The organism is Streptomyces sp. NPDC088915 (genome assembly GCF_044749825.1).
Taxonomy (GTDB): Bacteria; Actinomycetota; Actinomycetes; order Streptomycetales; family Streptomycetaceae; genus Streptomyces.
In genome coordinates this window covers 249772-263468 of sequence record NZ_JBIVIR010000001.1, presented here as the reverse complement: position 1 = coordinate 263468, position 13697 = coordinate 249772, and the positions used below count along the sequence as shown (strand labels likewise).

Annotated in this window: 10 protein-coding genes; 2 read left to right on the top strand and 8 right to left on the bottom strand. The window is 71.0% G+C overall.

What is annotated here, in order from left to right; all coding sequences use genetic code 11:
- The first annotated feature begins 79 nt into the window (after positions 1 to 79).
- Positions 80 to 697, top strand: coding sequence for a GNAT family N-acetyltransferase (locus tag ACIP5O_RS01240; RefSeq protein ID WP_401287064.1), 618 nt, complete (start codon positions 80 to 82; stop codon positions 695 to 697).
- A gap of 88 nt (positions 698 to 785) precedes the next feature.
- On the opposite strand, the gene trxA is transcribed toward ACIP5O_RS01240, so the two are convergent.
- The 7 genes from trxA to ACIP5O_RS01205 form a co-directional block, all read right to left on the bottom strand.
- Positions 786 to 1118, bottom strand: coding sequence for a thioredoxin (gene trxA, locus ACIP5O_RS01235; RefSeq protein WP_121829139.1), 333 nt, complete (start codon positions 1116 to 1118; stop codon positions 786 to 788).
- Between the two features lie 47 nt (positions 1119 to 1165).
- Positions 1166 to 2149, bottom strand: coding sequence for a thioredoxin-disulfide reductase (trxB, locus tag ACIP5O_RS01230; RefSeq protein ID WP_030206776.1), 984 nt, complete (start codon positions 2147 to 2149; stop codon positions 1166 to 1168).
- A gap of 137 nt (positions 2150 to 2286) precedes the next feature.
- A complete protein-coding gene (locus tag ACIP5O_RS01225) occupies positions 2287 to 3234 on the bottom strand; it encodes a hypothetical protein (RefSeq protein ID WP_401287059.1) in 948 nt (315 codons plus the stop codon).
- Positions 3231 to 3938: an RNA polymerase sigma factor SigM gene (gene sigM / locus ACIP5O_RS01220; protein ID WP_401287057.1), complete on the bottom strand. Its 708-nt coding sequence runs from the start codon at positions 3936 to 3938 to the stop codon at positions 3231 to 3233. Before sigM ends, ACIP5O_RS01225 begins: the two co-directional genes overlap by 4 nt.
- A 108-nt stretch (positions 3939 to 4046) precedes the next feature.
- Positions 4047 to 5774, bottom strand: a complete 1728-nt coding sequence (locus ACIP5O_RS01215) for a protein kinase family protein (protein ID WP_401287054.1) — start codon at positions 5772 to 5774, stop codon at positions 4047 to 4049.
- Between the two features lie 117 nt (positions 5775 to 5891).
- Complete coding sequence (gene murJ, locus ACIP5O_RS01210; protein ID WP_401287052.1) at positions 5892 to 8153, bottom strand: murein biosynthesis integral membrane protein MurJ; 2262 nt, start codon at positions 8151 to 8153, stop codon at positions 5892 to 5894.
- A 45-nt stretch (positions 8154 to 8198) separates the two neighbouring features.
- Positions 8199 to 10601: a DUF6049 family protein gene (locus ACIP5O_RS01205; RefSeq protein WP_401287049.1), complete on the bottom strand. Its 2403-nt coding sequence runs from the start codon at positions 10599 to 10601 to the stop codon at positions 8199 to 8201.
- 235 nt (positions 10602 to 10836) lie between these two features.
- On the opposite strand from ACIP5O_RS01205, the gene ACIP5O_RS01200 reads away from it, so the two are divergent.
- Complete coding sequence (locus ACIP5O_RS01200) at positions 10837 to 12303, top strand: CCA tRNA nucleotidyltransferase (protein ID WP_401287046.1); 1467 nt, start codon at positions 10837 to 10839, stop codon at positions 12301 to 12303.
- Positions 12304 to 12392: 89 nt separating this feature from the next.
- Here the strand turns inward: ACIP5O_RS01200 and ACIP5O_RS01195 are convergent, their stop codons facing one another.
- Positions 12393 to 13652 (bottom strand): MFS transporter, encoded by a 1260-nt coding sequence (locus ACIP5O_RS01195; protein ID WP_401287043.1) that lies wholly within the window; start codon positions 13650 to 13652, stop codon positions 12393 to 12395.
- Between the last annotated feature and the right edge of the window lie 45 nt (positions 13653 to 13697).

Here is a 13697-nt window from a genome sequence, read left to right as displayed (position 1 = left end):
GGTGTCCTCCTGATCGCCTGATCGATACGATTTCGAGAGGCACATCCGTACGCGAAGGCGAGGGAAGCGAGGAACAGCCGTGGGGCGTCGGCTCGTACCGCTCACGCTGGACAACCTTCCGGATCTCCCCAAGCGGTGTCGCTCCTGTGTGTTCTGGGAGCTCGACCCGGTCAGCGGTGAGGCCGCCGTGAAGGCGGGGCGTTCGGAGCTGGAGAAGGAGTCCTGGATCTCGGCCGTCCTCCTGGAGTGGGGCTCCTGCGGGCGGGTGGTCTACGTCGACGAGGTACCCGTCGGCTACGTTCTCTACGCTCCCCCGGCCTATGTGCCGCGGTCGACGGCCTTCCCGACGAGCCCCGTGGCGGCGGACGCCGTCCAGTTGATAACGGCATGGATCATGCCGGACTACCAGGGGCAGGGGTTGGGCCGCATGATGGTGCAGACCGTGGCCAAGGACGTGCTGAGGCGGGGCTTCAAGGCGATCGAGGCGTTCGGGGACGCCCGCTGGAAGGAACCGGCCTGTGTGCTGCCGGCCGACCACCTGCTCGCGGTGGGCTTCAAGACCGTCCGGCCGCACCCCGCCTTTCCCCGGATGCGACTGGATCTCAGGACGACGCTCTCCTGGAAGGAGGACGTCGAGATGGCTTTGGACCGCCTGCTCGGAGTCGTTCAGAAGGAGCCCGCCCTACGGCCCCTCTAGTTTCCGGACACGAGAACGGCCCGCCCCGGTGAGGGAGCGGGCCGCTGCTGTTCCGCGTGCATGTTTCACGTGAAACAGCGAAGGAGCATCAGGCCTTGGTCGGCTCGACGAAGCCCTCCAGGTCGCGCAGGATGGCGGCCTTCGGCTTGGCGCCGACGATGGTCTTCACGACCTCGCCACCCTGGTAGACGTTCAGCGTCGGGATGGACATGACGCCGTACTTGGCGGCCGTGCCGGGGTTCTGGTCGATGTTGAGCTTCACGATCTCGATCTCGCCGTGCTCGGCGGCGATCGCCTCGAGCGACGGGGCGATCTGGCGGCACGGGCCGCACCACTCGGCCCAGAAGTCCACCAGAACGGGCTTGTCGCTCTTGAGGACTTCCTCTTCGAAGGTGGCGTCGGTCACAGACTTCAGGGCCACAGCGGCCTCCTTGAACTCGCGGGGTGTGGGTGGGGAGTAGGCAGGGGTCAGACCACGGGGGTCTCGGCCAGCTTCTCGGGCTCGGCCACCTTCTCGGTGTCGGCGAGGGCGGCCAGGAAGCGCTCGGCGTCGAGCGCGGCGGAGCAGCCGGTGCCGGCGGCCGTGATGGCCTGACGGTAGGTGTGGTCGACGACGTCACCGGCACCGAAGACGCCCGGGAGGTTCGTGCGCGTCGACGGGGCGGCGACCTTGAGGTAGCCCTCGTCGTCCAGGTCCAGCTGGCCCTTGAAGAGCTCGGTCCGCGGGTCGTGGCCCACGGCGATGAAGAGGCCGGTGACCGGCAGCTCTCGGGTCACTCCGGTCTTCGTGTCGCGCAGGGTCACACCGCTGAGCTTCTGGTCGCCGTGGATCGTGGTGACCTCGCTGTCCCAGGCGAAGGAGATCTTCGGGTCGGCGAAGGCACGGTCCTGCATGGCCTTCGAGGCGCGCAGGGTGTCGCGGCGGTGGACGATCGTGACGGACTTGGCGAAGCGCGAGAGGAAGGTGGCCTCCTCGATCGCGGTGTCGCCGCCGCCGACGACGGCGATGTCCTGGTCCTTGAAGAAGAACCCGTCGCAGGTGGCGCACCAGGAGACGCCACGGCCGGAGAGGGTGTCCTCGTTGGGAAGGCCGAGCTTGCGGTGCTGGGAGCCCGTGGTGACGATGACGGCCTTGGCGCGGTGCACGGTGCCGGCGGTGTCGGTGACGGTCTTGATCTCACCGGTCAGGTCCACGGCGACGACGTCGTCGGGGACGAGCTCGGCGCCGAAGCGCTCGGCCTGGGCCCGCATGTTGTCCATGAGGTCCGGGCCCATGATGCCGTCACGGAAGCCGGGGAAGTTCTCGACCTCGGTCGTGTTCATCAGGGCGCCACCGGCGGTGACCGCGCCCTCGAAGACCAGAGGCTTCAGCGACGCTCGGGCGGTGTAGAGCGCAGCGGTGTATCCCGCGGGCCCCGAGCCGATGATGATCACGTTACGGACGTCGCTCACGGGTTTCTTCCTCGTCTCTGCAGACTGCCACTGCCTACGGGGCGGTTGTCTCGGTCGCTCACCCCACCCAACGGATCCTAAGGGGCGTGCATTCCCGAGACCGCCGCGCGGCACGTGACCAGGGCGGGAAGAGGGGGTCAGGAGCGGGGGTAGGCCTTGCTGAGGAGCACCTCGGCGGCCTCTCCGCTCTCCGCCCGGCCGGCACAGGAGGCGTCGAGCACATAGGCCTGGACGTGCGTGGTGTCGGCGGGGTCCGTGAGGACGAGCAGATAGGCGGACTTCCCCTGGTACTCGCCCCGCTCGTGGGCCAGCACCGGGTCGGTGCGGCCGGTGCCGGCGAGGACGCAGGCGGGTACGGCATCGTCGCCGCTCCGCCGGGGGGACGTGCTTCCGGTGTCGGAGGACATCGATTCGGGGCCGATGCCCTGGGGAGTCCTCAGCGTTCTGTCCTGGGACAGGAGGTCCTGGACCCGCTCTTCGACCGGTGACCCGGAGAAGGGGGCGGCGGCGACCTTGGTGGAGGCGTCGGCCCTCCTCACGCCGTTCGCCACACCGTCGCCGGCCATGTCGCCCGCCTGGCTGAGGTACAGGCTCGTCCCGAGGATCGCGGCACCGAAGGCGGCGCCGATCGTGGAGAAGAGGGCGATCCGGCGGCGGGGGCGCTTGGTGCGCCCCGGGCCGGTGGCCGCGCGGGGGCGCCCGGAGGGGCGGCCCGATGCCGGAGGGGAAGAAGGGGAAGCTCCCACGGAGGGACGCGATGTTTCACGTGAAACACGGCTGTCGCTGTTGCTGTCGTTGTGTGTGTCGCCGTCCGGGGCGGTGGCGTCGAGGAGTGCTTCGGCGGCGAGGGCGGCGTCGATCCGGCCCGCGATCTCGACGGGCATCCGGGGCGGGCCCGGCAGGGTGCCGAGCAGGCTCCGGATCTCCTCCAGGGAGGACCGCACATCCGCGCAGAGGGGACAGCCGTCCACGTGTCGGCGTACGGCCGCGGAACGGGACGGCGAGAGCAGCCCCTCGGCCAGGTCGGAGATCTCCGAGACGTCCGGGTGCTGTGTGGTGTCAGCCCTGTCGGCCGTGGAAGTCACGTGCGCCCACCTCCGCCCTTCACAGCAGCTGAATCAGTCGGTCCGGTGTCCGTCGGCCCCGGCACCGGTGGGACGGATGTCCCCGGCGTCCGGTTCCTTCCCCCTTCGGCAGCCTCGTTACCCACGGTGTCGGCACGCAGATGAGTGACCATCGGAAGGAGGCGCGCCCGGCCCCGGGCACAGCGGCTCTTCACGGTTCCGGCGGGAACGCCGAGGATACGGGCCGCTTCCGCGACCGGATAACCCTGCATGTCGACGAGGACGAGGGCGGCCCGCTGGTCGGCGGGGATCGAGGCGAGCGCGGCCAGGACCTCGCGGTGGAGGTCCCGGCGCTCCACGGGCGCCTCGGCGGACTCGTGGGGGCCGAGGAGCTGCTCGAAGCGGTCGTCGTCGACGGGCGAGGTCCTGCGGGAGGCGGTCTTGCGGGCCCGGTCGAGGCAGGCGTTCACCGTGATCCGATGGAGCCAGGTCGTGACGGCCGACTGGCCACGGAAGGTGTGGGCGGCCCGGAAGGCCGAGAGCAGGGCGTCCTGGACGGCGTCGGCGGCCTCCTCGCGGTCCCCCAGGGTCCGCAGGGCCACCGCCCACAACCGGTCCCGATGCCGCCGCACCAGTTCACCGAAGGCATCGGGGTCCCCGGCGACGTGACGGGCCAGGAGCTCCTCGTCCGCCGCCTCCCGGGAGGCATCAGCCGCAGGTGCCACGGTTCCCCTCCTCGCTCGGCAGCCGTGCTGGCATTCAATCCGGTCCGTGCCCGGAAGTAAATGAGCGCCGAGCTGGGCTCGGCGCTCATCGGTGGAGATCGACCGGTGTCAGGGGGCGGATCCCTGGAAGGACACGTTCGTGATGCCCTGCTTGTAGCCGGAGCCGGAGAACTGGTCGCCGTCGGAGTACGGCACGGAGGTCATCCAGAGGAGGACGTAGCGCGTCTTGACCGGCTTCTTCGTCGTCGGCTTGGCCGTCAGGTCCGAGCTCTCGGTCGTGGCGATCTTCTTCATGGACTCGGGGGAGCCCGCGGGGGACAGGGAGTCCGCCGCGTACAGAGTGATCTCGGTCTGTGGGCCGCCGTAGCGGAACGCTATGGACGCCGAGGAGACGTTCTGCTCGCTCCCGAGGTCGTAGACGATGCCGACACCCTGCTTGTACGGCGCCAGGACGGGGCCGTCGAGGAAGGTCTTGGTGCGCCAGTACGAAGAGCTGTCGCCGTCGTAGGTGTTGCCCACCCCGTCGGAGTTCTGCGGCAGCCCGTCGGGGGCGAACTCCTGTGCCGACTGGATCGCGAGCGGCCTGGGCGCCACCGGCTTCTGGTCGGTCACGATCGTCGGGGGCGCTTCCGGGGTCTTGGAGGTGTCCTTCGGGCCGATGAGGCGGTCGGCGATCTGCCAGCTGCCCAGGCCCAGGGCGGCGATCAGCAGGGCCGAGACGGTCCACTTCAGCGCGCGGCCGGTGCGGCTCTGGAGCGGGGGCGGTGGGACGACGACCGGCTGGGTGGGCGCCGGGTGCGGCTGCGGACGCCCGTACGTGCCCTGCTGGTACGTCGTGCGCTGGTACTCGGGCGGGGCGGTGAACTCGGGCTCCGGCGGCTTCACGCGGGGCATCGAGGACACGGCCCTGGCCAGCTCGTCCGGGGTGGTGCAGGGCGGCTCCTGGCGCGAGGCGGTGGCCCCGTCGTTGACGAGGGCGCGCATGGCGATCTCGGAGAGTCCCCGGTGGACGCCGGCACGGACCTGGTCGGGAGGAAGCAGCCCGACCCCCTTGGGGAGCCCGGAGAGGCCGTGGGCGTCGTTCTCGTACGGCCACCGCTGGGTGAGCGACGCGTACAGCAGGGCGCCGATGGCCTCGGTGTCGGTGCGCTGCGGACGCTCGGCCGTGATGCCGCGCAGGGCGGCGTTCACGGCGAGGCCGCGGATCCGGTACTGGCCGGTGGAGCTGCGCAGGACCGCGCTCGGGGTGAGGCGGAGGTGGGCGAGGCCCTCGCGGTGGGCGGCGGCCATGGCCTGGGAGACCTGGCTGACGAGCTGGTAGGCGTCGTGGGCCTCCAGCGGGCCGGCCGCGAGCAGCGCGGTCAGCTCGACGGAGTCGGGCAGCCACTCGTGCACGACGTACACGAGGTCGTTCTCCTCGACGGCGTCGAGGACCTGGACGAACCGGGGGTCGCCGAGGAGGGCGGCGGAGCGGGCCGCGGCCAGGACCGAACGCGCCCGGGGGTGGTCGGCGGGCAGCAGATGGACCCCGACGGCGCGCCGGAGCTTCTCGTCGACGGCCCGCCAGCTGCTGAAGCCGTCCAGACGAGTGACGCACTCCTCCAGCCGGTGGCGCCTGGCCAGCTTGTGGCCGCTGTGCAGTTCCGGAGCCGTGAGGGAAGGCTGTTCACCGCTCCGTCGTTCGACCGCCTTGCTCTCCGTGGCCTCGGCGGTCTTCTCCGCCGTCTTCTGTTCTTCCGCCACCCCGTCGGTCGCGGCCGTGCCCGCCTTGGCGGTCAGCGGGTCGTCACCGCTGTTGTCGGCCACGTCGACGGCAGCCGTGCTACGTTCCGCCACCGTCGTTCCTGCCTCCCCATCCGTTGCGCCACATCCAACAACCAAGCCAATTGTGCCCACAGTCGGACGCTATGCACGACACGCGGCCCCCACCGATGGTTGTGCGGAGTCTCCGGTTCAGCGTCCCAGACGGCCGCGGACCATGCCGACCAGGGTGTTCAGTTCCGCGATCCGCATGCGCTTGGCCGCGACGAAGAAGACCCCGAGGAGCACGGCCCCGCCGACGGCCAGGGCGACGAGCGAGCCGAGCGCGCCCTCGCCCAGGAGCTTCAGGAGGCCGAAGCCGACGGCGCCCGCGACGATCGCGGCGGGTACGGAGGCCATGCAGAGCCGGGCGTAGGTCCGCAGCACGTGGGTGCCGTCCAGGTCGCCGCCCAGCCGGTTGCGGAGCCGGCGCCAGGCGACCCCGACACCGACCGCGTAGGCGAGGCCGTAGGAGGCGGCCATGCCGACGACGGCCCACTGGGCGGGCAGGACGACGTAGCAGGCCGCCGAGGCGGCCGCGTTGACGGCGGCGACGATGACCGTGTTGTAGAAGGGCGTCCGGGTGTCCTCGTAGGCGTAGAAGCCGCGGAGCACGACGTACTGGACGGAGTAGGGGATCAGACCGAGGCCGAAGGCCATCAGGATGAAGCCCATGCCCTGGGCGGCCTCGATGCCGCTGGAGGCGTAGAGCAGGGTGCACATCGGGACGCCGAGCGCCAGGAAGGCGAAGGAGACCGGGACGATCGCGACGGCCGAGTTCCGCAGGCCCTGCGAGATGTCGTCGCGGACGGCGCCCGGGTCGTCGTCGTGGGCGGCGCGGGAGATCCGCGGCAGCAGCGCGGCCATGACCGAGACGGTGATGATGGCCTGCGGCATGCCCCAGATCAGCTGGGCGTTGGAGTAGGCGAGGAAGCCCGCGCCGTTCTTCCCGGACTCCTCGCCGGCGGCGGTGGCGAGCTGGGTGACGACCAGGACGCCCGCCTGGTTGGCGAGGACGAAGAGCACGGTCCACTTGGCGAGCTTGACCGTCTTGCCGAGTCCGTGGCCCTTCCAGTCGAAGCGGGGCCGGAAGCGGAAGCCCGTCTCGCGCAGGTACGGGATCATCGCCAGGGCCTGGACGACGAGGCCGAGCAGGGTGCCGATGCCGAGCAGCCGGATGCCCTCGTCCGGAATGGTCTGCACGCCCATCTCGGACTCGGCGGAGGTGCCGTAGACCCAGATGAACAGGCCGAAGGTGACGATCATGACGATGTTGTTGAGGACCGGGGTCCACATCATCGCGCCGAACTTGCCGCGGGCGTTGAGGATCTGCCCCATCACCACGTGCACGCCCATGAAGAAGATCGTGGGCAGGCAGTAGCGGGCGAAGGTCACGGCCACGCTGTTGGCCGCCGCGTCGTCGGCGATGGTGTTCGACATCAGCCGGATCAGCAGCGGCGCGGCGAAGACGGCCAGGGCGACGATCGCGCCGAGCGCCACCATGACCAGGGTGAGCAAACGGTTGGCGAAGGCCTCGCCGCCGTCCTCGTCGTTCTTCATCGCGCGGACGAGCTGGGGGACGAAGACCGAGTTGAGACCGCCGCCGACGGTGAGGATGTAGATCATCGTCGGCAGGGTGTAGGCGATGGTGAAGGTGTCGCCGAGCAGGGCCGCGCCGAGCGCACCGGTGATCACCAGGCTGCGGACGAAGCCGGTCAGCCGGGAGACCAGGGTGCCGGCCGCCATCACCGCGCTCGACTTGAGCAGCCCGGAGGCACGGCCGCCCTTCTTGGGCGCGGGCGCGGGCAGCGGGTCCGGCTCCGGGGTGGGCGGGGGCACCTGGCCGGACGCCTGCTGGTCCCGGTAGAGGTGCGCGAAGGCGTCCGGCTCGGGCGCCTCCTCGCTCGCCCGGGTCACCAGGTCGTCGACGCCGGTGAACTGGACCGTCCGCGCGTCGTCGCCGTACGGCAGGTGGCGCGAGGGGCCGTCGGGCTCCGGCGCCGGGGTCTGCGCCCACACCCGGGGATCGGGGGCGTGCGGGGACGCGGCCGGCTGCTGGTAGAGCGCCTGGGGGTCCTGATAGGTGCCGGGGGGCGGTGGCGGGTGCGCGGCGCGGTCGTAGAGCGCCTCGGTCACCGGGTCCTGCGCGGAGAGGTCCTGCGCCCGGTACGGGTCGTGGGCGAAGGCGTCCTGGACGTAGGGGTCCTGGGCGTACGGGTTCTGCGCGTAGGGGTCGCCCTGCTGGTACGGGTCCTGCGCGTAGGGGCCCTGCCCGTGCGGGTGCTGTGCGGGGTCGCCCTGCCGCGGGTCCTGCGCCGGCGGGTGGCCGGGGCCTGAGGGTGCCGCGGGCGTCCCACCGGACGGCGCGGTGCCGCCCGCGCCCTGGCCGCGGTCACCGTCGTACGGCGCGTTCATGGTTACCCCACCTCATCGTCCCCGGCCGACCGGCCACGACATCGCTCAACGGTCCACTTTCTCACCCGTGGCCGACGGGTCGCCGCTTTCGGACCCGGTGTCCGGTGTCGGGTCACTCGGCTGCTCGGGTCCGCCCGCGCCGCCCTCCCCCGGCTCCGCGCCCGGCCCGTCCGCTCCGGTCCCTTCCAGCTTCCCGGCCTTCTCCGCCTCTTCGGGCGCCTCAGCCTCCGCCTCGGCCTCTTCTGCTTCGGTGGCCTGGGCGGCCAGTCGCTTGCGCTGGGTGTACATCCGCACACCGGCGAGGGCGAGGAGGAGGACACCACCGGCGATCACCAGCATCACCGTGGGAGTGATCTCGGAGACCTTCACGATGAACGACATCGGCTTCCCGTAGGGAGTGCCGTCCTCGGTGTAGAGCTGGGCCGTCACCGGGACCTGGCCGTTGACGGCTGCCGCGGCGTCGAACTTCACCGACTGGTTGTGCCCGGCGCCGACCTTCACGGGCAGCTCGGCGACCCTGTCGCCGTTGATCTTCAGTCGGTTCTTGTTGTTGGAGGTGAGGCGCAGCACCAAGTGGTCCACGCCCTGGACCAGCTTGTTCTGGACGGTCACGGGGATCGTCGCGCTGCGGCCGGAGAGCGTGAGGTCTGACTTGTCGACCAGCTGGATGCTCTTGGTGAGCTCCTGCAGGTAGTCCAGGACGTTGTCCCGGTAGATCGCGGCCGCTCTGGTCCGGTCGCGCCAGGAGGTCGACATCTCGCGGTTGATCGCGGTGCCGAACGGGGTCACGACGCGTTCCGGGAGCGTCAGGACGACCTTGAAGTCGTTCAGTTCGTCCCGGGTGGTCTTCATGTCGCGGAAGGCCTGGACCGGCAGCTCCTGGTCGCGCAGCTTCTTCGGGTACCGCGAGCTGCCGGGCACCGAGGTGGAGGCGTTCGGATCCGGCTTGGCCGCGGCCGCCGCGACGAGGTCGCTCGGCTGGCTCCAGCGCCGGCCGGAGAGGCCGCGCAGGGCGGTCGCCATGGTCTGGGCCTGGGCGACGGTCGGCACCCGCTGGGGGGCGACCACGACGCTCCGCTGCTTCTCCGGCTGCTCCAGGGTGATCGCGAGCGTCTGGGAGAGGAACTCCTGCACGGCGAGCGTGGACCCCTCCGCGCGGACCATGTCCCCTTCGAAGGCGGTGGACAGGAGCGCGTCGCTCACCACGGCCGTGGTGCTGCCGTTGCCCAGGGGGCGGGCCGCCGACGGCGTGTAGGAGAGGTCGTCGCGGACGCTGTCGCTGCGGGCGATCACCTTGTCGGCGCCGGCCGAGGTCGCGACCGACACGATGGCGGGGTCGACGGCCCCGTTGACGGGCCAAGCGAAGTCGGTGGAGGGCTGCACGTGGAGGACGGTCTCGACCGTCACTCCGGCGAGGGCGGTCGCCGACTGGAGGTGCCCCAGGGAGCCGGGGACGTCCTTGCCGTGGTGGGCCAGGGAGGCGAGGTCGGGGTCGGCGAAGGGGAGGGCGACGACCTTGTGGCCCTGCACCGCCTTCTCCAGCGCGCCCAGCCACCGCTCGGCGAGCTCCTTGTTCGTGCCGGGGACGTGCAGGGAGCCTTCCTTGACGCGGTAGCCGTTCGCCATGGCGTCGACGGTGGCGAGGAGGTCCGGGTCGATCACCCAGGTGACCGGCAGGTCCTTGCCCAGCGTGACCATCTGGTCGAGGCGTCCGCCCGGACGCAGCTCGGCCGCCAGGGCGTCGTCCTCGAAGACCGGGGTCTGCTGGTCGTCCGTGGCCGTCTCCGCCGAGACGTGGGACGAGGCGATCAGCGGCCAGAGGTAGCTGATCCGGGTCTTCTTCTCGGTGGCCTCGGGCTGGTACGGCAGGAAGGTCCGCTCGATGCCGAGCACCCGGGGGTAGGGGCGGTCCGAGGTCTGTCCGCTGAGGGAGACGCCGAGCTGGTAGACGCCCGCCTCGTCGAGCCCGAGGTCGGAGACCGGGACGGAGAGGGAGAACTCCGCACTGAGACCGGCACCCAGCTTGGGGATCTTGGCGGTGGGGGCGTCCTGCGCGGGAGCGGGATCGCTGTCGCTCCGGTAGCCCGTGCGCCCCGTCACCTGCTCGATCTCGCTGCGGCTGGTCATCCGGGGGCCGACGCGCAGTTCGACGGACGCGTCGGTGATGGTCCTCTTGCCCCGGTTGGTCACCGTGCCGGTGAGGGTGACGGTGTCGCCCTCGACCGGCGTGTTCGGGGTCAGCGTGTCGAGCGACACGTCGACGGTCTTCGAGCCGGTGGCGTCCTCTGCGGTGGTCGCCGAGGGAGCGGCGACCGCTGAGGAGGTGACCACCGGGGCCTGGAGCAGCCCGGTGAGGAGCGGCGCCCCGACGGCGACGGTGAGTGTGCGCCGCAGCCACCGGCGGGCAGGTGAGGGACCGGTCCCCTTGATGTCTGCCGCCTCGGCCACGCCTTCGCCCGTCCTCGTCGTTGTCTGTGGTGCCAGTGGTATCGGTGGTTCCCGGTTGCTGTGTCCAGGCATGGTAACGAGGCACGCTGGGAGCAAGTGCCGGGGAGTGCTCCGGGTGATCTTCGCCCGGCCCCCGGGGCACGCGGCCGGGCGGCCCCGCGCCCCGGGAACGGGCGGCTGCGCCCCGGGAAAACGGGGACGTCGCGGTGAGCCGGGGCACGTACCCTTTTCTGTTGTGCCGAACGCCAACGAAGACACCCCCACTGCACTGAGTCAGGTGCAACGCCGCGCGGTCAGCGAACTGCTGCGCGTGTCCCCCGCTGCCGACGACCTCGCCCGCCGCTTCCAGGAAGCCGGGTTCAGCCTCGCGCTGGTCGGTGGCTCGGTGCGGGACGCCCTGCTCGGCCGGCTCGGCAACGACCTGGACTTCACCACCGACGCCCGCCCCGAGGACGTGCTGAAGATCGTCCGCCCGTGGGCCGACGCCGTGTGGGAGGTCGGGATCGCCTTCGGGACGGTCGGCTGCCAGAAGGACGCCCGCGTCGGGGACACCGTCCAGCGCTTCCAGATCGAGGTCACCACGTACCGCTCGGAGGCGTACGACCGGACCTCGCGCAAGCCCGAGGTCTCCTACGGCGACTCGATCGAGGAGGACCTCGTCCGGCGTGACTTCACCGTCAACGCCATGGCCGTGGCCCTTCCCGAGAAGGAGTTCGTCGACCCGTACGGCGGCCTGGAGGACCTGGCCGCCCGGGTGCTGCGCACGCCGGGCACGCCGGAGGAGTCCTTCTCCGACGACCCGCTGCGCATGATGCGGGCCGCGCGGTTCGCCGCCCAGTTGGACTTCGAGGTCGCCCCCGAGGTCGTCACGGCCATGAAGGAGATGTCCGGCCGGATCGAGATCGTCTCCGCCGAGCGCATCCGTGAGGAGCTCAACAAGCTCCTCCTCTCGGCACACCCGCGGAAGGGCCTCGGTCTCCTCGTGGACACCGGCCTCGCCGACCACGTGCTGCCCGAGCTGCCGTCGCTGCGACTGGAGAGCGACGAGCACCACCGGCACAAGGACGTCTACGAGCACTCGCTGACCGTGCTCGATCAGGCGATCGACCTGGAGGAGGACGGCCCCGACCTGGTGCTGCGCATCGCGGCCCTGCTGCACGACATCGGCAAGCCGCGGACCCGTCGCTTCGAGAAGGACGGGCGGGTCTCCTTCCACCACCACGAAGTCGTGGGCGCGAAGATGACCAAGAAGCGCATGACCGCGCTCAAGTACTCCAACGAGATGATCAAGGACGTCTCCCGTCTCGTGGAGCTGCACCTCCGCTTCCATGGGTACGGGACCGGCGAGTGGACCGACTCGGCCGTGCGTCGCTACGTGCGGGACGCCGGCCCCCTGCTCTCGCGTCTGCACAAGCTGACCCGCTCGGACTGCACCACCCGCAACAAGCGCAAGGCGGCCGCCCTCTCCCGCGCCTACGACGGCCTGGAGGAGCGCATCGCCCAGCTCCAGGATCAGGAGGAGCTGGACGCGATCCGTCCCGACCTCGACGGCAACCAGATCCAGGAGATCCTGGGCATCGGTCCCGGCCCTGCCATCGGCCAGGCGTACAAGTTCCTCCTTGAACTCCGGCTGGAGAACGGACCGATGGAGCACGACCAGGCCGTCACCGCGCTCAAGGAGTGGTGGGAAGCGCAGGGCTGAGCCGTTCCCGACGGGCGGGCCCCTGTTTCACGTGAAACACCGGCCCGCCCGACGGATGCTCGACGAGGGGTGGTGTTTCACGTGAAACATCACCCCTTCGCACGTTCCCCGCGCAGAGCCACGGCGGTCGATCCGTAGATCATGGCCACCAGGACGATCAGCGGAGCCGAGCGTCCGCCGGGCGGCAGCATGAGGGCCGCGACTCCGGCCGCGCCGACGAAGGCGACGTTGAACAGCACGTCGTAGAGCGAGAAGATCCGGCCCCGGTAGGCGTCGTCCACGGACGTCTGCACCACCGTGTCCGTCGCGATCTTGGCTCCCTGGGTGATGAGCCCGAGGAGGAAGGCGGCGACGAGGAAGGGCACGGGGGCGAAGGTCAGGCCGAGTGCCGGTTCGAGCACGGCGGCCGACGCCGTGCACACGGTCATCCAGCCCAAGGGGCCGAACCGGTGGACCGCCCACGGGGAGAGGACCGCGGCGGCGAAGAAGCCCGCCCCCGACAGGGCGACGGCGAGTCCGAGGAGGGCGAGCCCCTCGGACTCGGTGGAGCTCCAGGTGTAGCGGCAGAGCATGAGCACGGTGACGAGCAGGGCGCCGTAGCAGAACCGTATGAGGCCCACCGCCGTGAGCGCCCGGAGGGCGGGCCGCCGCTCGGTGAGGTGGCGCAGCCCCTCGGCAAGGCCCCGCGCCGTCGAACGCAGGGCCGTGGCGAGGCGCTGGGGCACGAGGTCCGGATCGGGACCGAGGAGCTCCCGGGACATCCGCAGGGAGGCGAGGGCGGCGCAGAGGTAGAGGACGGCGCCGAAGGCCACCACGGCGGCGTCGGAGCCGTCGGCGAGCAGGCGGACGCCGAAGGCGAGACCGCCGCCGACGGTCGCGGCGAGCGTGCCGGCGGTGGGGGAGAGCGAGTTCGCCACGACCAGCCGTTCGTCGTCGACGACGCGCGGGAGCGAGGCCGAGAGCCCCGCGAGGACGAAGCGGTTGACGGCCGTGACGGAGAGCGCGGAGGCGTAGAAGAGCCAGTCGGGCACGGAGGCGAGGACGAGCACCGCGGTCCCGCACGCGAGCAGGGCGCGCAGGAGGTTCCCGTACAGGAAGACCTGGCGGCGCCGCCAGCGGTCGAGGAGCACGCCGGCGAAGGGTCCCACGAGCGAGTACGGGAGCAGGAGCACCGCCATGGCGGAGGCGATCGCGGTGGGGGAGGTCTGTTTCTCGGGGGAGAAGACGACGTACGTGGCCAGGGCCACCTGGTAGACGCCGTCGGCGCACTGGGAGAGCAGCCGGACGGCGAGCAGGCGGCGGAAGTTCGTCAGGCGCAGGAGTACGCGCAGATCACGTACGACGGACATGGCAGCAAGACTCACATACGAGGAGGGCCCCGGGCAGTGCCCGGG

What these genes read in the sequence shown, in the direction of transcription:
- murJ (WP_401287052.1), bottom strand. Translation starts at nt 8,153, where the DNA reads ATGAACGCGCCGTACGACGGTGACCGCGGCCAGGGCGCGGGCGGCACC.
- ACIP5O_RS01195 (WP_401287043.1), bottom strand. Translation starts at nt 13,652, where the DNA reads ATGTCCGTCGTACGTGATCTGCGCGTACTCCTGCGCCTGACGAACTTC.